Source organism: Sphingomonas sp. 7/4-4, assembly GCF_027941955.1.
GTDB lineage: Bacteria > Pseudomonadota > Alphaproteobacteria > Sphingomonadales > Sphingomonadaceae > Sphingomonas.
In genome coordinates this window covers 4,339,012-4,360,313 of record NZ_CP115960.1, presented here as the reverse complement: position 1 = coordinate 4,360,313, position 21,302 = coordinate 4,339,012, and the positions used below count along the sequence as shown (strand labels likewise).

General features: G+C 63.2%; 17 protein-coding genes and 3 pseudogenes. 13 read left to right on the top strand and 7 right to left on the bottom strand.

Annotated elements, in window-relative coordinates:
* Positions 1–16: 16 nt before the first annotated feature.
* The 3 genes and pseudogenes from PIB19_RS23905 to PIB19_RS22340 form a co-directional block, all read left to right on the top strand.
* Positions 17–241, top strand: a pseudogene (locus PIB19_RS23905) (glycosyltransferase); the annotation flags it as partial.
* Between the two features lie 16 nt (positions 242–257).
* A complete protein-coding gene (locus PIB19_RS22345) occupies positions 258–761 on the top strand; it encodes a hypothetical protein (RefSeq protein WP_271239100.1) in 504 nt (167 codons plus the stop codon).
* Between the two features lie 167 nt (positions 762–928).
* Positions 929–1,750, top strand: coding sequence for an NAD-dependent epimerase/dehydratase family protein (locus PIB19_RS22340; protein ID WP_271239099.1), 822 nt, complete (start codon positions 929–931; stop codon positions 1,748–1,750).
* Here PIB19_RS22340 and PIB19_RS22335 read toward each other — a convergent pair.
* On the bottom strand, positions 1,747–2,340 hold the full coding sequence (locus PIB19_RS22335) for a sugar transferase (protein ID WP_271239098.1): 594 nt from the start codon (positions 2,338–2,340) through the stop codon (positions 1,747–1,749). The genes PIB19_RS22340 and PIB19_RS22335 overlap by 4 nt on opposite strands.
* Before the next feature lie 73 nt (positions 2,341–2,413).
* Here PIB19_RS22335 and PIB19_RS22330 point away from each other — a divergent pair, with 73 nt between their 5' ends.
* From PIB19_RS22330 to PIB19_RS22310, 5 genes are all read left to right on the top strand, one after another.
* The gene (locus tag PIB19_RS22330) at positions 2,414–3,154 is read left to right on the top strand and encodes a nucleoside-diphosphate sugar epimerase/dehydratase (RefSeq protein ID WP_271239097.1); all 741 of its coding nucleotides are present in this window, start codon (positions 2,414–2,416) and stop codon (positions 3,152–3,154) included.
* A complete protein-coding gene (locus PIB19_RS22325; RefSeq protein WP_271239096.1) occupies positions 3,064–4,395 on the top strand; it encodes a polysaccharide biosynthesis protein in 1,332 nt (443 codons plus the stop codon). The genes PIB19_RS22330 and PIB19_RS22325 overlap by 91 nt, the downstream gene beginning before the upstream one ends.
* A gap of 564 nt (positions 4,396–4,959) precedes the next feature.
* On the top strand, positions 4,960–5,523 hold the full coding sequence (locus PIB19_RS22320) for a hypothetical protein (protein WP_271239095.1): 564 nt from the start codon (positions 4,960–4,962) through the stop codon (positions 5,521–5,523).
* 356 nt (positions 5,524–5,879) lie between these two features.
* Positions 5,880–6,293: a hypothetical protein gene (locus PIB19_RS22315; RefSeq protein WP_271239094.1), complete on the top strand. Its 414-nt coding sequence runs from the start codon at positions 5,880–5,882 to the stop codon at positions 6,291–6,293.
* 672 nt (positions 6,294–6,965) lie between these two features.
* Complete coding sequence (locus PIB19_RS22310) at positions 6,966–8,249, top strand: MFS transporter (protein WP_271239093.1); 1,284 nt, start codon at positions 6,966–6,968, stop codon at positions 8,247–8,249.
* On the opposite strand, the gene PIB19_RS22305 is transcribed toward PIB19_RS22310, so the two are convergent.
* From PIB19_RS22305 to PIB19_RS22290, 4 genes are all read right to left on the bottom strand, one after another.
* Complete coding sequence (locus PIB19_RS22305) at positions 8,246–8,632, bottom strand: response regulator (RefSeq protein ID WP_271239092.1); 387 nt, start codon at positions 8,630–8,632, stop codon at positions 8,246–8,248. The genes PIB19_RS22310 and PIB19_RS22305 overlap by 4 nt on opposite strands.
* A 68-nt stretch (positions 8,633–8,700) precedes the next feature.
* Positions 8,701–8,979, bottom strand: a complete 279-nt coding sequence (locus PIB19_RS22300) for a hypothetical protein (RefSeq protein ID WP_271239091.1) — start codon at positions 8,977–8,979, stop codon at positions 8,701–8,703.
* A complete protein-coding gene (locus tag PIB19_RS22295; RefSeq protein WP_271239090.1) occupies positions 8,976–11,150 on the bottom strand; it encodes a tetratricopeptide repeat-containing sensor histidine kinase in 2,175 nt (724 codons plus the stop codon). Before PIB19_RS22295 ends, PIB19_RS22300 begins: the two co-directional genes overlap by 4 nt.
* Positions 11,150–12,532 carry a putative bifunctional diguanylate cyclase/phosphodiesterase gene (locus tag PIB19_RS22290; RefSeq protein WP_271239089.1) on the bottom strand — a complete coding sequence of 461 codons (1,383 nt, stop codon included), beginning with the start codon at positions 12,530–12,532 and terminating at the stop codon, positions 11,150–11,152. Before PIB19_RS22290 ends, PIB19_RS22295 begins: the two co-directional genes overlap by 1 nt.
* 494 nt (positions 12,533–13,026) lie before the next feature.
* On the opposite strand from PIB19_RS22290, the gene PIB19_RS22285 reads away from it, so the two are divergent.
* Positions 13,027–14,343, top strand: coding sequence for a UDP-glucose dehydrogenase family protein (locus tag PIB19_RS22285; RefSeq protein ID WP_271239088.1), 1,317 nt, complete (start codon positions 13,027–13,029; stop codon positions 14,341–14,343).
* Here PIB19_RS22285 and rfbB read toward each other — a convergent pair.
* Positions 14,344–15,401 (bottom strand): annotated as a pseudogene (gene rfbB / locus PIB19_RS22280) (dTDP-glucose 4,6-dehydratase).
* Positions 15,398–16,330, bottom strand: a complete 933-nt coding sequence (gene rfbA, locus PIB19_RS22275; protein WP_271239087.1) for a glucose-1-phosphate thymidylyltransferase RfbA — start codon at positions 16,328–16,330, stop codon at positions 15,398–15,400. Before rfbA ends, rfbB begins: the two are co-directional and overlap by 4 nt.
* A gap of 130 nt (positions 16,331–16,460) precedes the next feature.
* Here rfbA and cysD point away from each other — a divergent pair, with 130 nt between their 5' ends.
* From cysD to PIB19_RS22255, 4 genes and pseudogenes are all read left to right on the top strand, one after another.
* A complete protein-coding gene (cysD, locus tag PIB19_RS22270; protein ID WP_271239086.1) occupies positions 16,461–17,366 on the top strand; it encodes a sulfate adenylyltransferase subunit CysD in 906 nt (301 codons plus the stop codon).
* Positions 17,367–17,487: 121 nt separating this feature from the next.
* A complete protein-coding gene (cysN, locus tag PIB19_RS22265) occupies positions 17,488–19,401 on the top strand; it encodes a sulfate adenylyltransferase subunit CysN (protein WP_271239085.1) in 1,914 nt (637 codons plus the stop codon).
* Positions 19,398–20,116, top strand: a pseudogene (locus PIB19_RS22260) (3'(2'),5'-bisphosphate nucleotidase CysQ). Before cysN ends, PIB19_RS22260 begins: the two are co-directional and overlap by 4 nt.
* A 192-nt stretch (positions 20,117–20,308) precedes the next feature.
* Positions 20,309–21,181, top strand: coding sequence for an HpcH/HpaI aldolase/citrate lyase family protein (locus tag PIB19_RS22255; protein ID WP_271239084.1), 873 nt, complete (start codon positions 20,309–20,311; stop codon positions 21,179–21,181).
* Positions 21,182–21,302: the final 121 nt, after the last annotated feature.

Sequence of the window (21,302 nt, the reverse complement as noted above, 5' to 3'; positions counted from 1 at the left end):
AAAGGTAGCCATTACCATGCTTTTCTCGGTTGTTACTGTCGCGCTGAACTCAGAATCTACTATAGGTGATACACTTACTTCAGTGCGATCGCAGCAGTTCGAGGATTACGAGCATATCATCATTGATGGCGCTTCCAAGGATGGAACGCTGGATGTCGTGCGCAGCAACCAACATAGCCGGCTCCGCTGGAACAGCGAGCCTGACGGCGGGCTGTACGATGCAATGAACAAAGGCCTCCATATGGCCCAAGGCGACTATGTTCTGTTTCTCAATTCGGACGACTTTTTCTCGTCCCGACGCCCTCGCACTGGCTGCCGCGCGGATCGCCGAAACAAATGCGGACTGCATCTTTGCCGATGTCAAATTCGTACGCCTGGATGGGGTGACGCCCGCCGGGCGAGTCTACTCGTCCCGTCGTTTCCATCGGATACTGCTGCGTTTCGGTGTGATGCCACCCCACCCGTCTATGTTCGTACGGCGCGATGTTTTGCTTGAGCTCGGCGGCTTTGACACAAGCTTCAGGATTGCAGGCGATTTCGATATCATCGCCCGCACGCTGCTTGAACGACGCAGCACGTTCGCGTTGTTGCCGGAGATAATCTCGAGCTTCCGGATAGGCGGTGTGTCGACCGACGGCATCAAGGCGAAGCTCCGGATCAGCTCCGAGTTGGCCCGTAGCTTGCGCGCCATGGGACAGCCCATGGCATTGCTGGCCGTGCAGATGCGATTTCCGCTCAAGCTGCTGCAGCTCCGATGGTAGGGGCGAGGCATCAGGACGACTTCGGATCAAGCCGAGATGGCTTCGGTCAACGCTGAGTGCCTCTGGTCGTGGCGACCGCGTGAAAGTTCGAGGATCGCAGAGGAGGCGCGCTCGATCTCAGCGTCACCATGTTGCCGCGCAATCACACCGTCCCTAAGGGTGCCGGCATGTGCGTCGTCGCGATAACAGGGATCACAGGCCTCGCTGGCGGGGCCGTCAGCCGCCGGTTGCGGCACGCAAACCACGAGATCGTGGGCATTAGCCGTCGAGACATCGAGGAGTTCGATGGTTTTCCAGTCCGTAGCGTCCCGGATTTCAGCGACGCGACCGCCTTCGCCCGAGCGCTGCGCGGCTGCGACGCCGTGCTGCATTTCGCCGATCGCGCTGATCGCAAGAGTTACACCGAAGCGAATGTTGACGCCGCGTCGGAGGCCATGCACGCCATCCGCATCGCCGCCGGGCAGCTAAACCTCAGCCGCCTCGTCGCGATGAGTTCGGTCTATGCTGGGCGCGAACCATCGGCGCGCGATTTCTATGGCCTGTCAAAGCGCCGGATGGAGGCTGTGGCGTTGGCACCCGATCCGGGCCTGCCGGCTGCGATACTGCGCCTGCCGCCGTTATATGGGGCCGGTGCAAAAGGCTCCGTTGGGCACATCGCCCGAGCCGCGCGTGCCGGAATTCCTCTGCCGTTCGCGCTCGCAAAGGCCCCACGTCGCTTTCTCGGCCTGGACGACCTTGGTGAGCTGTGTCTCGCGATTCTTTCGCTGGATCAGAATCGCTTCGCCGCGATGCAAGGCCATATCTACTACCCATCCAGCGCGCGCGGTGGCAGCCTCTCCGCTTTGGCGCGCCTCACAAATACCGGTCGTACGCACCTGATTGCGGTGCCGGGCATTGATCATCTGATTCCCGGTGCGGTGTCCGCCAAGCAAATCAGCGAGGAACGCGAGGCGCTTACCCGCGCGACGGGTTGGGACGGGCGTCTCTAGCGGTCTATTCGGCGGGCTGCCGCGTCCCCTTGCCCTCCTCCGCGCGCAGTTTGCACAAGCAAAGCCAGATCCCGCCGGAGCGACCAGGTGCCGATATAGGTTGCGTCTATCTCCGCAAGCAATTCGGGTGTCGACATATCCAGTCCCCGCACCTGGGAAACGCCGGTAATGCCGGGAAGCAGGCGATGAACGCCATATCGCTTCCGGCTTTGCGCCAGCTCGATCTGGCTTGGCAGGCCGGGACGAGGGCCGACAAAACTCATCTCACCACGTAGAACATTCCAAAGTTGAGGCAATTCATCGACTTTCGTGCGGCGCAGCCACTGCCCAAGCGGTGTGATGCTGTTCGCGAGCGCCTCATGCGATGGGCGGTCGCCTGTGCCCGTCCGCATGGTCCGCAACTTGACCAATTGGAACACGCGCCCGTCACGCCCAAGCCGGCGTTGGATAAAGAGCGGATTGGCGCGATCGTCCAGCCAAATCAATATGGCCATGGGCGCACACAGGACGATGGCTGGAACTGCCAGCGCAAGCGCCAGCGTGACATCGAAAAGCCGTTTGCCATAGCGAGAATCAAGTTGGTTGGGCATGCGCCGTGCCATAAGGCGATGCGCTGGCCAATCAAGCCGCCCAGGGCTATGCCGTCATCGATCCAACGCCACGATGAACGTGGATGAGAAAGCGCTGATGAATTTTCACGATATAGCTCACCGGCTTGTAAGATTGCCAAGATTGGTGAAGCAGTTAACTCAAGTGGTCGTTGATGCGTGCCTGAGCAGCATCGCTGTATGGATCGCATATTTTGTTCGGCTTAATGAATGGACGCCCCTATCGGGCGAAGCCATATATGCCGTTGCAGGATCTTTGGTCCTCGCCATCCCGATTTTCATCCTTATGGGCGTATACCGTCCCATGTTCCGCTACGCCGAAAGTGCGTCGGCGAATCACCTAGTGGCTCCGCTTCTCCTGTACGCGCTAGCTTATTCCGTGGTTTTCACCGTTTGGAGCATTCCGGGCGTCCCGCGAACGATCGGCATTATCCAACCGGCGCTGCTGTTCATTTTCATGGCGCTGGTGCGCATCGGTGCGCGGGCGGTCCTGCATGGAGCGCTGAACTCACGCGGCAAGGCGGCGGTCCCGAGGGTATTGATCTATGGTGCTGGCGTTTCGGGCCGGCAACTGGCGGCCGCGATCACCAGCCGCCGCGAAATGCGCGTAATGGGCTTCCTGGACGATAATCGGGAGTTGCAAGGCGCGTCGATTAACGGAATTCGCGTACATTCCCCTCAGGGGTGGCAGCGCTGCTCCGGCAGATGGCGATCGATGAAGTACTGTTGGCGATTCCCTCGGCCACACAGCGCCGTCGAAACGAGATTATTGCAGCCGTGCGCTCGGCGCGCGTGAATGTGAGAACATTGCCCGATCTCATGGATTTTGCGCTGAGCGATCTGGGAACGGCGAATTTGAAAGAACTCGAAATCGAGGACTTGCTCGGCCGCGAGCCCGTTCTGCCAGACCGCTCGGTGATCGAGCAGCATATACAAGATAAGGTCATTCTGGTGACTGGCGCCGGAGGTTCGATCGGCTCCGAGCTATGCAGACAGATCCTTGTCGGGTGCCCACAGGCACTGCTTCTGCTCGACCATAGCGAATTCGGGCTCTACTCGATCCATCGCGAGCTAGAACTATTTCTGACCAATCAACAGATAGCGGGGCGGGAACGGACCACCCAACTCGTACCGCTGCTCGGATCGGTTCAGGATGAACAACGCATCGCGAACATAATCTCATATTGGCAGCCCAGTCGCGTCTACCATGCCGCAGCGTACAAGCACGTGCCGCTGGTCGAGCATAATCTACTTCAGGGAATTCAGAATAACGTATTCGGCACCATGGTCGTTGCGCGCGAATGCGTCCGCAACAAGGTTCCGCATTTTGTTCTGGTCAGTACCGACAAGGCTGTGCGGCCGACAAACATCATGGGTGCGACGAAGCGGCTTGCCGAGATGGTCGTCCAGGCGATGGCGAACGAAAGCAACTCAGCCACCTGCTTGTCCATGGTCCGGTTTGGTAATGTACTGGGCTCGTCGGGATCCGTCGTCCCAGTGTTCCGCCAACAGATTTTGAGCGGCGGCCCCGTTACGATCACCGACGAGCGCATTACGCGCTTCTTCATGACCATTCCCGAGGCCGCGCAGTTGGTAATTCAGGCGGGAGCCATGGCCACGGGCGGCGACGTATTCGTTTTGGACATGGGCGAACCGGTGAAAATCGTGGACTTGGCACGCAACATGATCGAACTTTCCGGTTTGACCGTTCGGGACAAGAACGACCTCTTTGGCGATATCGAACTGAAAATCATCGGCCTTCGTCCGGGAGAAAAGCTATACGAGGAACTGCTAATTGCAGACGCTCCCATCGAAACCGCGCACCCTCGCATCCGCAAAGCCACGGAGGAATTTCTTCCGCAGAGCCAACTCGCAAGGCACCTTGAGGCGCTTCGCGACAGCGTCAATGCCAGCGATCCTGCGCGCGCCCGAGAGCTACTGCAAAGAACCGTTGATGGGTTCAAGCCCAGCTCCGGGCTCGTTGACCATCTCTCGCCGCTCGCACAAGTGCCGCGCAAAATTGCGGAACACGGCTAAGATCAGGTGCTCGCCGCGCCGGCTGGTCGCGTGTGCCCATCGACATGTCGAACAAGCAGGCGACAACCTCCCCGGCAAACCGTTAAGCCAAGTCGCTCACCGGCCAGCGGACGGCAGCGTAGCCGAGTTCCTCGCGCGCCGTGTGACCTATCATGCCCGGCGCAGGTGTCGGGATACAAGGCTTTATAAGGCGCTCACGACGGCTATCCGTCCTGAGGCAAAACAGGACGAGATGCAGATGCTCCATGAACAAGGCCAGGCGGCCCGCCTCAACCCCACTCGACGCCAGGCGCTGTTCGGCGGTGCGCTGGCGGCAGTCGGCGCGACCTGGAATGGAGAAGTCTCGGCCGCTCAGTGTGTTGGAAACCCTGACCTCAACGTACGCGCGCGAGGCGCCGTCGGCAATGGCGTCACTGACGACACCGTAGCTATACAGAGCGCCTATGGGGCGCTGGCAGCGCAAGGGGCGGAACGCTGTATTTTCCGCCAGGCATCTATCGGCTCAACCTTCGGCTCAATTCGCGCCTGGTGCATCTGCGGGGCGCCGGACGTGGCGTCACCACGTTGCGGCCCGCCACCTCGCAACCCGTTCTACGAGCGCTCTATGCCGACGCCAGTTGGGATGCAGTACAGATTTCCGATCTGTCGATCTCCGGGACAGATGAGTCTTCCGGCGTTGGCTTTACGTGTGGTGAAGAAGCCTACAAGCGGTTGGACGAATACGTAGGCAGAACGATTTTCCAGCGCGTGGGCTGGTCGGGCCTCAGCACATCGATAGCCAGGCCCTATGGCAACATCGGCCTCGTAGTCGATGACTGCACGTTCGCTGATGCCGACTATCACCTCTGGACGCGAAGCAACCAAGCGCCCGGAGATCCAATGCATGGTGGAGTGGTGAAAATGCGCCGCTCTCGCTTCATCGGCTTTCGCAAGGCGATGTTTTATATAGATTCAACCAACGCACCGGGCGGTCAGATCGATTTCGAAGATTGCGTAATAGAGAATGCCCCCGGATTCCCCTTCTATATTCGCGGATTCGACGGTGCCGATAGTACACCTTGCATCCGTGTTGCCCGCACCTGGAACGAAAGTACCGCACAAGGCCAAGATATCGAGGTGGAGGGGTAAGGCACCCGCGCGCCTCGTTCCTCCATGCCTCAAACTGCAGCTCCCCGATTATTTTTGAAGACACACCTGTAGGCAATATGGTGCTACGTGGAACCCAAGTCTCCACTCGAGGGTGCAGCCTAGATTCTCTGAACACTGTGGATATGGACAGCAGTTCGCAATTATTTCACTGGGAAGCACGGCTGTTACAGGGATCTCACCCTGGCTTGTGTCGAAGTATATTTGGACCAACCGGTGCACAGGGGCTCCGTACGCCTTGGTTTCGCATGCCTCTTCCGACCGCACGGGCTCCATTAGCGCGAGAACATGTTCTTCAACTTTGGGACGGTTCCACCACTCGACCATTTACCGGGACCGTGCCGCAGATCAGCCGCGCAGTGGACGGTGACGCCGCGTTACCGGGTGTCACAAGATCACAGCAGATTACGGTTCAGGCAGAGCAGCAGCTCTGGCCTGAGCCGCTTCTCAATATTCCCGGATCCAGCTGGATCGTGATATTGTACATTGCTAGATTGATGTCGGGATCTCCAGTTCATCTCCAATTGAACGGAAGCAGAGGGGCTTCGGGCACGGCAACTTTGCTCGACAGCGATTGGCAGATGTTGGCAAGTGTGGTCGAAGTTCCTGGGCAGAACATACAACAAATTGGCCTGTTGCACAGCGTCAACAGCGGACGCAGCGAAATCCGGGTCGGTGGACTAGCACTTCTCACCTTTGAAAATCGGCAATCGGCGATCAATTTCGTCAATAGAATGGTTTTCCCGGCGTAAGCCGATCAATTTCGGGTTTTCGCTTATTGATGCGACACAGCATGCCAAGTTTCTTATAGCTGCTTCGAGAAATTCGTCGAGCATAACATGTGGAACGGCTCACCGAGCAGATCCAGCACGTGGTGGATATACCTGTTGCGCACGAACAAACGGTTATCACCTGCCCTCCGGGCCTGGATCCGTGGCCTTGCCTGGCAGCACCTGCTCGATCCAACGCCACTGCGCTTCGCTCAACTCGAACCGCTTGATCCCCATAATGCCTCCGCAACTGCGGAAGCCCATCAATCAAACACTTCACCCCTTGGGAATCCCCTGAATGTCGATACGACCTAGCAGCGCTTGCCGGCGTCGACGATGATGACCTCCACAATTGATGCGCCCGTCTCCGCCCGCTTCAGCGCGAAGGCGATCTGCTCGTCTGTATACCGCGACTCTTCATGTTCCAGCTCCTAGCCCGAAGGCCCTCTCAAGGCCGGAAAACTCTCGCTCAGGCTAAGAAATAGAGAGGACGTCAGGTTTTAGCGGCACCATTGCCTTTGGTTTTGTTAAGGGATCCGGCGGCGGGTCAGCCTTGGATGATCAAGCGGGCGACCGCGCTGTTTTGGTCCAGTCGCCCGTTGGACCGAAGCGGCCACCACCGCGCCACTTCCCGACGCGCGGGGCGCCGTTATAGTGCGCGGCGATGGCATCCCCTTCCCTGCGCGGCACCGCCTGCGATCGATCCTCGGCGGCTCGGCCGGCAATCTCGTCGAATGGTATGACTGGTATGCCTATGCGGTGCTCGCCACCTATCTGGCGCCGCATTTCTTCCCCGACGACGCATCGAAGGACCTGAACGCCTGGGCAGTGTTTGCCGTGGGCTTCTTCATGCGGCCGATCGGCGGCTGGTTGATGGGGGTCTATGGCGATCGCCACGGCCGCAAGGCGGGACTGACGCTCTCAGTGACCTTGATGTGCATCGGATCGCTGATGATCGCGCTTACGCCGGGCTATGCGGCGATCGGCTCTCTGGCCACGGTCTCGCTGGTCGTCGCGCGGTTGATCCAGGGCCTGTCGCTTGGCGGCGAATATGGCGCAAGCACGACCTATCTCTCGGAGATGGCGGGCAAGCGGCACCGCGGCTTCTTCTCGAGCTTCCAATATGTCACGCTGATCTCGGGCCAGCTCACCGCACTGGTCGTGCTGCTCGTGCTGCAGGCCTCGATGCCCGAGGCCGATCTCAAGCAATGGGGCTGGCGTATTCCCTTCGCCGTCGGCGGCGTATTGGCAGTGATCGTATTCTGGCTGCGCCGGCGGCTTGCCGAGACGGAAAGTTTCGAGAAGCGGGATACCGCGCGCAAATCCGGCTTCGCCGCACTGTTCCTCGAGCATCCGCGCGAGGCTGCGGTGGTGATGCTGCTGACCGCCGGGGGCACCCTCGCTTTCTATGCCTATACGATCTACCCGATCGCGTTCCTCAAGAAGACCGCAGGCTTCTCCGATGCGACGGCGACGCAGGTCAATGCGGCGGCCCTGTTCGTGTTCATGGCGATCCAGCCGCTCGCGGGGGCGTTGTCGGACCGGATCGGGCGCAAGCCGCTGATGGTGGGTTTCGGCATATTGGGGGTGCTGTTCACCTGGCCGATCTTCACCGCGCTCGAAAATGTCGAGACCGCATGGCAGGCTTTCTGGCTGATGACGGGGGCGCTGGTGATCGTCAGCGGCTACACCTCGATCAACGCGGTCGTGAAGGCCGAGCTCTTTCCGGCGCATATCCGGACGCTCGGCGTCGCATTGCCTTATGCGCTTGCAAACGCGATCTTCGGCGGCACCGCGCCCTATGTGGCCCTGTGGTTCAAGGATGCCGGCTGGGAGCGCGGCTTCTACTGGTACGTCACCGCGATGATCGGGATTTCGCTGATAACCTATCTGAAGATGCGCGACACCGCGAAGCACAGCCGCATCGTCGAGGACTAAGCAAGAACTCCGCCGTCACGGCTGGCGAGCACGCGGCCGATCGAATCGAACAGCGCGTCCATCGCCACCGGTTTGAACAGCACGTCGTCGGCGCCGAGGCCGAGGCAACGCTCGCGCAGGTCGACTGCAGTATCGGCGGTGACGACGATGATCGGCAGCTTGCCCTTCTCGTCGTCGCGCGCGCGGATGCGGCGGATCGTCTCGAAGCCGTCGGTGCCCGGCATGCGCAGATCGACCAGCACCACGTCGAAACTCTCGTCGTCGATCCTGGCCAACCCCTCCTCGGCCCAGCTCGCCTCGGCCATGGTCGCGCCGGCGACGTCGAGCATGTCCTTCACGACCCGACGATTCATCGGATCGTCCTCGATGAAGAGGATGTTCATTGGCTGCCGCCGCGGCGGAGCGAGGGAGAGGAGGCGACCATTTTTATCATATGACGTGTGCTATCGCGCTATGCCGCCTGCGACACAAGCGGGTCACGATCTTCCGGGCCAGAATTTTCTTCCGTGTCCGTAATGAGAGCGGCGACCAGCGCCGCGCCGGCAATCGGTTTTTCGATGACCTGTTCGATGCCTGTGGCGAGAAGTTGCGATTTCAGTTCGGCGTCGGGTTTCATCCACAGGACCGCGCATTTGGCGGCCCCGCCGGCCCCAGCAAGCGTGGCGACGGCCTCGATCGGCGCACCCTCGCCTGCCTTGAGCGTCGCTTCGTCGAGCAGCAGATGCGTCACGCTCCCTCCTCGATCATCGCCAGCATCTCTTCGGTAGTGGCGGCGAAACGCAGCGAGGCGGTCTTCGGCTCCAGCAGGGTGCGCAGCATGCTGCGCGCGATCGGGTTGCGATCGAGAATCAGCATCGTGCCCCCGCGCGATCCGTCCGAGGCGACCTCCGCGGGCGCCTCGGCGACGACCAGCGGCAGATCGACAGTGAAGCTGGTGCCTTCGCCTTCGACGCTGTCGACGGAGATCTCGCCACCCAGCGCGCGGGCGAGGTTGCGGCAGATGGTGAGGCCGAGGCCGGTGCCGCCGAACTGGCGCGTGGTGCCGGCATCGACCTGGCGGAAGGATTCGAAGACTTCCTCGAACTTGTCGGTGGGGATGCCGATGCCGGTGTCGGTAACGACGAGCCGCAGGCGGCGCGCCTCACCTTCGCCTTCGGCCACGGCACGAAGCGTGACGGCGCCGCGTTCGGTGAACTTGATGGCGTTGGAGAGGAGATTGAAGACGATCTGGCGGAGGCGAGCGGAGTCGCTGACGATCCAGCCCGGCGCGTGGCTGAGTTCGAGCCGGAAGAGGAGGCCCTTGCCGCGCGCCTGCTCTTCCCACAGCCGCGTCACTTCGCGCAGCGTGGCGCACAGATCGAGTGGCGCGGCTTCGACGGTGAGGTTGCCCGTCTCCATCTTGGCGACGTCGAGAATGTCGTCGACGAGGCTGCGCATCGTCACGCCCGCGCCGTGAACGATGCCGATGCGGTCGCGCGTCTCGGCTTCCAGCTTCGGGTCGGCGAGCATGACCTGGGTCATGCCGAGGATGCCGTTGAGCGGCGTGCGGATCTCGTGGCTGGTGGTGGCGAGGAATTCCGTCTTCGCCCGGAGCGCCTTTTCGAGCGCCAGATTGGTCTCGCCCAGCACGACATTGGTCGCGCGGATCTGGTTGCGGCTGCGGCGGAGCGTGATCAAGCCGAAGCTCAGTAGCGCGATGATGACCAGCGTCGCGCCGCCGATGCTGAGGAACAGAGTGCGCTGGAACGCGGCGGTGCGGCGTACCTTTTCAGTCTCGAGCCTCTCGATGTCCGTCTGCTGCTTGGCATAATTGAACCGAGCGGCCATGAGGGCCGCCCCGGTCGAGGTGGCGACCTTGGTGGTTTCCTCGTCGAGACGCCTCAGCGCCTGGAGATGCGCAAAGGCCAGCTTCGACGCGCCGACATCGCGCAGGATCTCGTAGGCGAAAAAATGAGAAATCCGGAAATCGCCTGTCGTCGTGGTCAGATCCACGCCCGCGAAACACTGTTCGATCAACCGCACCGCCTTCGCCATATCACCTCGATCGGCGGCCAGTCGGGCGGCGGTGGCAAGAAGATGGCGACGCAGGAGATCCGCATCGGCCTCCTCGACCAACTTGAAGCCGCGCGCCAGGGTGCGATCCGCGGCTTCGTAATGTTTGAGTTCGACCTGGTTGCGCGCGAGATTCACGAGAATTCGCGCCTCGAGCAACGGCCTTTCGAGCTGCCGCGCGATGGCCAGGGCCGCTTCGTACTCCTTCTCCGCTTCGGCGCGGCCCTCATCGGCGCGGGCGAGGACATTGCCGCGGCGGTTGTGTAGCGACAGCGAAAGCGCGGGATCGCCGTCGTAGAGCTCGGAGGCCTGGCGATAATATTGTTGTGCGCGATTGTCGTCGTTCGCGACGCTATAGAGCTCGCCGATGTTCTGGAGCGCGATCGCCTGGCTGCGCGGCTCGCGTACCGAACCGAAGATCCGAAAGGCTTCCTGATAATTGGCCAGCGCCTTCACCGGCTCATTGGCCTGCGTGTAGAGCGCGCCCTGGGACATCAGCAGATCGCCGCGCAACTTGATCGGCGCGGGTATCGTACCAATGAGGCGCAGTCCTTCGTCGAGAAGCGGCCTCGCGCGTTCCGACGCATTGCTCCGCAGATACGCCTCCGCTCCGAGCCACCGCGCGGTGGCGAGCGCGAGCGTGCGCTGGCGGATGTCGGGGATTCGACGAGCGAGCCCGTCGATCAGGACAACATGGCGCAGCACCTGCGCCTGATCGGCCATCATGCTGCTCTTCGCGGCATCGATCTGCGCCTGGAGCGGGGCGGGAAAAGCCGCGTCGTCGGCACGTGCGGGCTGGATGACCGCCAATGCCAGCGCGAGACCGGCCAAGCGGAACGGCGCGCGCATCACGCGCGCTTCCAGAAGCTTTCGGGCCGGATGAAGGACTGCACGTTGGCCGCGCTGGTGAGATGGGCCTCGTCGAGAAGATATTTGCGAAAAGCGTCGAACCCTAGCGGGCGCGAGAGCAGGAAGCCCTGCACCATGTCGCAACCCATCACGCTGAGCAGAGCGAGCGCCGACGGCGTCTCGACGCCTTCGGCGGTGACTTCCATCTCGAGCGCGTGCGCGAGATCGATCGTCGAGCGGACGATCAGCGGATCGCGGTTGCTGCTGGTCAGCTGCATCACGAACATCTTGTCGATCTTGAGTTCGCTGGCGGGCAGGCGCTTCAGATAGGCGAGCGAGGAGAGCCCGGCGCCGTAATCGTCGATCGCGAGTTGGACGCCGATATCGGCGAAGGTCTGCAGGTGCTGGATCGCACTATCCGGATCGCGGATCACCGCGGTCTCAGTTATCTCGAAGCCCAGCTTGGCGCCGCTGGTCGAGACAATCGCGCAGGCTTCCTTCACGAAGTCCGCATCGGCGAGCAGCATGCCCGAGATATTGAGGAACAGCGTGATGTCATGGCCCTCGGCGGCGAGGCGCTTCTGGTCCGCAATGACCTGGCGCAACGTCCACATCGTCAGCGAGCCGATCTCGCCGGCCTCTTCGGCGACCGAGATGAAGTCGCCCGGAAGGATCAGGCCGCGCTGCGGATGCTGCCAGCGCACCAGTGCCTCGGCGCTGGCGATCTCCTGGCGGCGGACATGGACCTTGGGCTGATATTGCAGGAACATCTCGCCATTGGCGATCGCGCGGGGAAGTTCGCGCATCAGCGTCAGGCGATCGAATGCCAGATCGGCGCGCGAGAGATCGAGCATGACGACCTTCTTCTCGCTGCGCGCCTGATCAAGCGCCGATTCGGCGGCCTCGGTGAGGCGGACGTCGTCGCAATCCTCGCACGGCGCCACCGCCACGCCGAACTGCATCTGAAGCTGGTATGGCTCGCCGTCGAGATCGAACGAACGGGCCAGCGCCTTGCGCAGCCGATCGATGTCGGCAGCGCCGGCTTCGGGCGCCTCGCGCTCGAAGCCGATCTCGATCAGGGCGCGGCCGGCAGTGAGGATTCGGACGTCGGGAAGCACCTCGGCGATTCGCGCCGCAACGTCGAGAATCAGCGCATCGGCGCGCGGTCGGCCGAGATGACGACGCAGAGTCGCGAAATTCAGAATCTCACATTGGGACAGAATCCGCCAATAGCCCGATTGGGGACGGACGGGCTTTCCGCCTCCGGCCAGGCTCGCGGACGTGGGCGCGCGCAGCGTCGTCGGCGCATCGAGAGCCTCGCGTGCGCACGCCCCGGACGTGCGTCGTGCATCGACTTTCGCCGTGATTCCATTGGCTTCCACGGACGAAGCGGTCGCGCGCGACGCTGCATCCCCTATGGGCACCGAAGGCTCAGACCCGCCTGACATGGCCGCAGGACTACGATCATACCCTTGAAGGAAGGGTTAAATCGGAGCCGGTTGACGATTCCCGATCTGCACTATTCCGCAGAAATCCTGATTGATTCGTTGTTAATCTCCCCTTAACCAGTCGAATTGCGCGTTGTTGCGCGCCGATGGGAGATCCATGATGTTGGCGTTTGAACTTCTTTTTCGCGACAAGAGCACGGGCGAAGATATTCGTCCGTTCTAACTTGATCGTCACTTCCGGGCCGGCAGTGAGGCGCCTTCAGCTCTGAAGGCGTGCTGACCGGCCCGGACGATTTCATTGAGGCGGCTGGATTTCCGGCTGCTTTTTTATTGCCTTCAAATCGGCGCAGGACGCCTCATCCTTCGCGCACTTGCCCTGCGCCCGCGGTTGGTTAAGGGCTGGGCCTTCACTCCGAAGGGGATTTGCATTGCGCATCGCGATGATCGGCACGGGATATGTGGGGCTGGTTTCCGGCGCCTGCTTCTCGGACTTCGGCCATGAAGTCGTCTGCGTCGACAAGGACGCACGCAAGATCGAGCTGCTCCACCAGAATGTGATGCCGATCTACGAGCCCGGCCTCGCCGAACTGGTCGCGTCGAACGTCAAGGCTGGCCGCCTGACCTTCACCACCGATCTGGCCGAGGGCGTCAAGGATGCCGATGCTGTGTTCATCGCGGTCGGCACACCCAGCCGCCGCGGCGACGGCCATGCCGATCTCTCTTATGTCTATGCCGCGGCGCGCGAGATCGCCGAGAACCTGACCGGACCCAGCGTGATCGTGACCAAGTCGACCGTGCCGGTGGGCACGGGTGACGAAGTCGAGCGGATCCTTGCCGAAGTGGCGCCCGACAGCGGCGCCAAGGTCGTCTCCAATCCCGAATTCCTGCGCGAGGGCGCGGCGATCGAGGACTTCAAGCGGCCCGACCGGGTGGTCGTGGGCACCGATGACGAGGACGCGCGCCAGGTGATGCGCGAGATCTATCGGCCGCTGTCGCTCAATCAGAACGCGCCGATCGTCTTCACCGGCCGCCGTACTTCGGAGCTGATCAAATATGCCGCGAACGCGTTTCTCGCGGTCAAGATCACCTTCATCAACGAGATCGCCGATTTGTGCGAAGCGGTCGGCGCAGACGTGCAGGAAGTGTCGCGCGGGATCGGCATGGACAATCGCATCGGCGCGAAGTTCCTCCACGCCGGGCCCGGCTATGGCGGGTCGTGCTTCCCCAAGGATACGCTGGCGCTGCTCAAGACCGCGGCCGACCACGAGACGCCGCAACGCATCGTCGAGGCAACAGTCCAGGTGAACGATGCGCGCAAGCGCGCAATGGGCCGCAAGGTCATCAAGGCGATGGGCGGCGACGCGCACGGCAAGACGGTCGCGGTTCTCGGCCTCACCTTCAAGCCCAATACCGACGACATGCGCGATGCGCCGAGCCTGTCGGTGATCGCGGCGCTGCAGGATGCCGGGGCGACGGTACGTGCTTATGATCCCGAAGGCGTCGAGCAGGCGCGGCCGATGCTTCCCGGAGTCGAATTCTCCGCGAACCCCTATGCAGCCGCGGAGGGCGCGGACGCGCTGGTGATCGTCACCGAATGGGACGAATTCCGCGCGCTTGATCTCGGCCGGATGGCGCGGACGCTGAAGACCCCGCTGCTGGTGGACCTGCGCAACATCTATCCGCCGGCGGAAGCGGCGCGCGCCGGCCTGAAGCTGGTGGGCGTGGGCAAGCCCAGAGCGGGCTGATCAGGCGACCTTTCCGAGCCGTTCGCCGGCATAGTTCGAGGCGCGGATCGGCTCCCACCACCAGCGATTGTCGAGATACCAGTCCACGGTCTTGCTCAGCCCCGATCCGAAATTCTCGCTCGGGGTCCAGCCAAGTTCCTCTCGGCCTTGGCGGGATCGATCGCGTAGCGGCGATCATGGCCGGGACGATCGGCCACGAAGCTGATCAGCGAGCGGCGAACCGTTCCGGGCAGCGGTTGGCGCTGATCGAGGATGTCGCAGATCGCTTCGACCACGCGCAGGTTGGTCGCCTCGGCCCGGCCGCCGATCAGATAGGTTTCGCCCGACCTGCCTTGGGTGAGCACGCGCTCGAGCGCCACGGCATGATCCTCGACAAAGAGCCAGTCGCGGACATTCTCCCCGCGACCATATACCGGCAGCGGCTTACCCTCGAGCGCGTTGAGGATGGTCAGCGGGATCAGCTTTTCGGGGAAGTGAAACGGTCCGTAATTGTTCGAGCAGTTCGACAGCACCACCGGCAGGCCATAGGTCTCATGCCAGGCGCGGACGAAATGATCCGACGCAGCTTTCGAGGCCGAATAAGGCGAGGACGGCGCGTAGGGGGTCGCTTCGGTGAAGACGCCGCTGTCGAACGGCAGATCGCCGAACACTTCGTCGGTGGAGACGTGGTGGAAGCGGAAGGTGTCGCGTTCGCCCGCAGGCAATGACTGCCAATATGCGAGCGCTGCATCGAGCAGCCGCACGGTGCCTACAACATTGGTTTCGACGAACGCTGCCGGGGAATCGATCGAACGATCGACATGCGTTTCCGCAGCGAGGTGCATGATGCCGTGAAGCTGCTCGTCGCGCAGCAGGCGGAGCACCGTCCCGGTGTCGGCGATATCGGCCTCGACGAAGCGAAAATTGGGCGCCGCGGCGAGGTCGCGGAGCGACGCGCGGTTACCGGCATAAGTCAGCTTGTCGAGACAGACGACGTGATAACCGCGCCCCACCAGCAAGCGGCACACCGCCGAGCCGATGAACCCGGCCCCGCCGGTGACGAGCACGCGCCGGATCATGCGGCGTCCTGCACGCAGCGGCGGAGATAATCGGCATACCCTGTCTTGCCCATCAGCGCCGCGCGGTCGAGCATCGCGTCGGCGCTCAGATAGCCGAGATCGAAGGCGATCTCCTCGGGGCAGGCGATCTTGATACCCTGGCGGTGCTCGATCGTGCGGACGAAGGCCCCGGCTTCGTGGAGGCTGTCATGCGTGCCGGTATCGAGCCAGGCATAGCCGCGGCCAAGGCGATTCACGGTCAAGTCGCCGCGATCGAGATAGGCGCGGATCACGTCGGTGATCTCGAGTTCGCCGCGTGGCGAAGGCTTAAGCGTGCGCGCGATCGCCGTCACGTCGGAATCGAAGAAATAGAGGCCGGTGACTGCCCAGCGCGAGACTGGCTTCTCCGGCTTTTCGACGATGCTGGTGGCGCGCGCCGTCTCGGGGTTGAAGCTGACCACGCCGTACCGCTCGGGATCCTCGACCTGATAGGCGAAGACCGTCGCCCCGCCGGCCGCGGCCGCTGTCGCGGCCATGTGGCCCTTCGCCCCCATCGCGTCGCCGTGGAAGATATTGTCGCCGAGGATCAGCGCGGCGGGGCCGCCCTGAAGGAACTCCTCACCGATCAGGAAGGCCTGCGCGAGCCCTTCGGGTGCCGGCTGCACCGCATAATTGAGGTTGATCCCGAACGCCGCGCCGTTTCCCAGCAGGGCCTCGAACATCGGCAAGTCGCGTGGCGAGGAAATGATCAAGATGTCGCGAATGCCCGCCAGCATCAGCACCGACAGCGGGTAATAGATCATCGGCTTGTCGAACACCGGCAGCAATTGCTTCGAGATCGACAGCGTCGCTGGATAGAGCCGCGTGCCCGACCCGCCGGCGAGGATGATCCCCTTGACGCCGTGCGGTTGGGGCCTGCGATCACCGCTGCGGCGGAAATGGCCTGACAATTTTTCTTCTCCGCTCCGAATTAGGAACGCCTCGCAATCGAGGCCCTCTCCCCCTAGATCAACACTGCCAAATAGCGGCAGAAGGTTCACGAAGCTTTAGCCGGGCAACGCAGCGTAATCGGGATTCGACTTGTCTCTTCCACCCCTCACCCATCTTCAGCGCCTCGAGGCCGAGAGCATCCACATCCTGCGCGAAGTCGTCGCGGAGGCTGAACGGCCGGTGATGCTCTATTCGATCGGCAAGGACAGCGCCGTGATGCTGCACCTTGCGAAGAAGGCATTCTATCCGGCGCCGCCACCTTTTCCGCTGCTCCATGTCGACACGACATGGAAGTTCCAGGCGATGTACGACTTGCGCGACAAGGCTGCGCAGGCGGCGGGAATGGAGCTGATCGTCCACAAGAACCCCGATGCGATGGCGCAGGGAATCAACCCGTTCGATCATGGCAGCCTGCACACCGATCTGTGGAAGACCGAGGGTCTCAAGCAGGCGCTCGACAAATACGGCTTCGACGCGGCCTTCGGCGGCGCGCGGCGCGACGAGGAGAAGAGCCGCGCCAAGGAGCGCGTCTTCTCGTTCCGCACCGCCAGCCATCGCTGGGACCCCAAGAACCAGCGCCCCGAGCTCTGGCATCTGTACAATGCGCGGAAAGCCAAGGACGAGAGCATGCGGGTGTTCCCGATCTCGAACTGGACCGAGCTCGACATCTGGCAGTACATCCTCGCGGAAGGCATCGAGATCGTGCCGCTCTATTTCGCGGCACCGCGCCCGACGGTCGAGCGTGACGGACTGATCCTGATGGTCGACGACGAACGCTTCCGGCTGAATCCGGGTGAGGTGCCGGTCGAGCGATCGGTGCGGTTCCGGACGTTGGGCTGTTATCCGCTGACCGGCGCGGTCGAGAGCGAAGCGGCTAGCCTTGAGGACGTGATCCAGGAAATGCTTCTCACCACCACCTCCGAACGCCAGGGCCGTGCGATCGACCACGATCAGGCCGCGAGCATGGAGAAGAAGAAGCAGGAGGGGTATTTCTGATGCCGCCTGGCGCAAATTTCTTCGTCACCCCGGCGAAGGCCGGGGTCCAGAGCCAAGGGCGACAAGGCAGGAAAACCCTCGGCCCCGGCCTTCGCCGGGGTGACGGTGGGATGGTGGACGCATGACCTCCTATCGCCCCGACGCGCTGATCGCGTCCGACATCTCGGCGTATCTGACGCTGCACCAGAACAAGTCGCTGCTGCGCTTCATCACCTGCGGCTCGGTCGACGATGGAAAATCCACGCTGATCGGGCGCTTGCTCTACGATTCGAAGATGATCTTCGAGGATCAGCTGGCGAGTCTCGAGGCCGACAGCAAACGGCTGGGTACGCAGGGGCAGGAGATCGACTTCGCATTGCTGGTGGACGGACTCGCCGCCGAACGCGAGCAGGGCATCACGATCGACGTCGCCTATCGCTTCTTCGCGACCGAGAAACGCAAGTTCATCGTCGCGGATACACCGGGGCACGAACAATATACGCGCAACATGGTCACCGGTGCCTCGACCGCCGACCTCGCCGTCATCCTGATCGACGCGCGCAAGGGTGTGCTCACCCAGACGCGGCGGCACAGCTATCTCGCGCATCTGCTCGGCATCCGGCACATCGTGCTCGCGGTGAACAAGATGGACCTGATCGGCTACGACCAAGCCGCCTATGACGCGATCGTCGAAGATTATCGCGGTTTCGCGGAATCGATCGGCATTGCGGGCTTCACGCCTATTCCAATTTCGGGATTCAAGGGCGACAACATCACCGGCCTTTCGGAGAACACGCCGTGGTTCGCCGGTCCGGCGCTGCTCGATCATCTCGAGCGGGTCGAGGTCGAGGCCGAAGCCGATCGGGCCAAGCCGTTCCGGCTGCCGGTGCAATGGGTGAACCGGCCCAATCTCGACTTTCGCGGCTTTGCCGGGCTGATCGCCAGCGGCACCGTGAAGCCGGGCGACGAGGTTCGGATCCTGCCCTCGGGGCGGACCACGACCGTCTCGCGTATCGTCGCGATGGGCGGCGATCGCGACGAGGCAGGCGCTGGCGAATCCGTCACGCTGACCCTCGCCGACGAAGTCGATTGCTCGCGCGGCGACGTGATCGCCGCGGCCGACGCACCGCCGCAGGTGGCCGATCAATTCAAGGCGACGATCGTCTGGATGGACCAGGCCGACCTGCTGCCCGGCCGCGCTTACTGGCTCAAGCTCGGCACCCAGACCGTCAGCGTGACCGTCCGCGAGCCCGAATACGCGATCGACATCAACACGCTCGCGCACGTCTCGGCGCGCACGCTCAAGCTCAACGATATCGGCGTCGCGGAGATCGCCGCGGATCGCGGGATCGTCTTCGAGCCCTATGCCGAGAGCCACGATCTCGGCGGGTTCATCCTGATCGACAAGGTGACCAACGCGACTGTCGCGGCGGGCATGCTGCACCACGCGCTGCGGCGCGCGCAGAACGTGCATTGGCAGGCAGTGGAGATCACCCGCGAGGCGCATGCCGCGCAAAAGGGCCAGCGCGCGCGGCTGCTGTGGTTCACCGGGCTTTCGGGTTCGGGCAAGTCGACCATCGCCAATCTGGTCGAGAAGAAGCTGCACGCGATGGGCAAGCACAGCTTCCTGCTGGACGGCGACAATATCCGCCACGGGCTCAACCGCGATCTCGGCTTTTCCGACGCCGATCGGGTCGAGAATATCCGCCGCGTCGGCGAAGTGGCCAGGCTGATGACCGATGCCGGGCTGATCGTGCTGACGGCTTTCATCTCGCCCTTCCGCGCCGAGCGTGAGATGGTGCGCGCGATGCTGCCCGAAGGCGACTTCTTCGAGATCTTCATCGACACGCCGATCGCCGAAGCCGAGCGGCGTGATCCCAAGGGGCTGTATCGCAAGGCGCGCGCGGGCGAGATCGCCAACTTCACCGGCATCTCGAGCCCCTATGAAGCGCCGGAGAGCCCGCAGATCCGGATCGACACGACGAAGGAGACGCCCGAGGCCGCGGCCGAGCGGATCGTCGAGACGATCATGGGAACGTGGAGCCCGGTGATTTGACCGACGCCGAACTCGCGCGCGACATCGCCGCCGAGGCGGGCGCGCTGCTATTGCGGATCCAGAGCGACTGCGCGGGCGGCGACCGGGGCGACCGCGAAGCCAATGCGCTGATCCTCGCGCGGCTGCGGGATGCCCGGCCCGAGGATGCGATCCTTTCCGAGGAATCCGCCGACGATCTCGCCCGGCTGGAGCGGAGCCGGGTGTGGATCGTCGATCCGCTCGACGGCACCCGCGAATTCGCCGAGCGGCGCGACGATTGGGCAGTGCATGTCGCGCTGGCAGTCGACGGCCGTGCGGAGAGTGGCGCAGTGGCGCTGCCCAAGCTGGGCGTGACGCTGTCGAGCGATGCCCCTCCCCGCTTCCCGCTCCGCAGACGCCACCCCGGCTGCTGGTGAGCCGGACGCGGCCGAGCGCCTTGTGCGTCGACGTGGCCGAGCGGATCGGCGCGGTACGGGTGGGCATGGGCTCGGCGGGCGCCAAGGCGATGGCGGTGGTGCGCGGCGAGGCCGAGATCTACCTCCACACCGGCGGGCAGCACCAATGGGACAATTGCGCGCCCGTAGCCGTGGCGCTGGCCGCGGGGCTGCACGCGTCGCGGATCGACGGATCGCCGATCGTCTACAACCAGCGCGAGACGAGCATTCCGGACCTGCTGATCTGCCGCAAGGAATGGGCGGAGACGGTGCTGGCGGCGGTGCGGAATTGCGCGGGCTAACCGTCCCCCGGCGAAGGGTGGGATCCGGAGCCAGACAGTTCGCCGCCCGTAACCCTGGGTCCCGGCTTTCGCCGGGATGACGGGGGTTGGGAGAGGAGGCCGGACTCCGGATTGCTTCGCGTTTCAGCCGGACCCCGCGGTTTACCCGCGCGCTTCCCCGTTCTAGGTCTGTCCGCTCAAACCGGAGGACCCATGGCCGAACCGCTGATCGCACGCTCCCTGCTCTTCGCGCCCGGCGATTCCGAGCGGAAGCTGGCCAAGGCCGGCGCGAGCGGCGCCGATCTCGTGCTGCTCGATCTCGAAGATGCGGTTGCCCCCGCGAACAAGGCTGACGCGCGCCGGCTGGTCGCCGAGCATCTGCGCACCGCCCCGCGCGCGCAGCCGCAATGGGTGCGGATCAATCCGCTCGACACCGAACACGCGCTCGCCGATCTGGCCGCGGTGGTGCCCCATCGTCCCGACGGGATCATGCTGCCCAAGGCGACGCGCGCCGAGGCGGACCGGCTTCATCATTATCTGAGCGCGCTGGAAGCGGCGGCAGGGCACGCGGCGGGCGCGATCCGCACCATCGTGGTCGCGACCGAGACCGCGCCAGCCCTGTTCGGTCTCGGCGACTATGCCGGTTGCCCGCGCCTTGCCGCGCTCACCTGGGGTGCCGAGGACAGCGCGACTGCGCTCGGCGCGACCGACAACCGCGACGAGAATGGCGAATACGACTTCCCTTATCAGCTCTTCCGGGCATTGGCGCTGGCGGGTGCCGCGGCTGCGAGCGTGACTCCGATCGAGACGATCCATGGCGATTTCCGCGATCTCGACGGGCTGGCCAAGGTCGCCGCCAAGGCGCGCCGCGCGGGTTTTCGGGGCATGATGGCGATCCATCCCGATCAGGTTCCGGTGATCAACCGCGCCTTCTCGCCTTCCGAAAGCGAGCTGGAACGCGCCGAGCGGATCGTCGCGGCGTTCGCGGCGAACCCGGGGGCTGGCACGATCGGACTGGACGGCGCGATGCTCGACATGCCGCACCTGAAGCGCGCGCAGGCCGTGCTGGCGATGCCGCGCGGCTAAGCCTTTCAATTGATTCTCCAGACGTTAGGTCTAGGAATGCAAAGCATGCATTCGGGGGTGCGTACCGCGTAATGACCGAAGCCGGGCCCGGGCACGAACCGCTTCCCGTAGGCGAGGACGA

Coding starts and splice junctions, on each gene's coding strand:
- PIB19_RS22330 (WP_271239097.1), top strand. CDS start 2,414: ATGAACGTGGATGAGAAAGCGCTGATGAATTTTCACGATATAGCTCAC.
- PIB19_RS22305 (WP_271239092.1), bottom strand. CDS start 8,632: ATGAACATCCTCTTCATCGAGGACGATCCGATGAATCGTCGGGTCGTG.
- PIB19_RS22295 (WP_271239090.1), bottom strand. CDS start 11,150: ATGCGCGCGCCGTTCCGCTTGGCCGGTCTCGCGCTGGCATTGGCGGTC.
- cysN (WP_271239085.1), top strand. CDS start 17,488: ATGACCTCCTATCGCCCCGACGCGCTGATCGCGTCCGACATCTCGGCG.
- PIB19_RS22255 (WP_271239084.1), top strand. CDS start 20,309: ATGGCCGAACCGCTGATCGCACGCTCCCTGCTCTTCGCGCCCGGCGAT.
- PIB19_RS22325 (WP_271239096.1), top strand. CDS start 3,064: ATGGCGATCGATGAAGTACTGTTGGCGATTCCCTCGGCCACACAGCGC.
- PIB19_RS22340 (WP_271239099.1), top strand. CDS start 929: ATGTGCGTCGTCGCGATAACAGGGATCACAGGCCTCGCTGGCGGGGCC.
- PIB19_RS22345 (WP_271239100.1), top strand. CDS start 258: ATGTTCTGTTTCTCAATTCGGACGACTTTTTCTCGTCCCGACGCCCTC.
- PIB19_RS22335 (WP_271239098.1), bottom strand. CDS start 2,340: ATGCCCAACCAACTTGATTCTCGCTATGGCAAACGGCTTTTCGATGTC.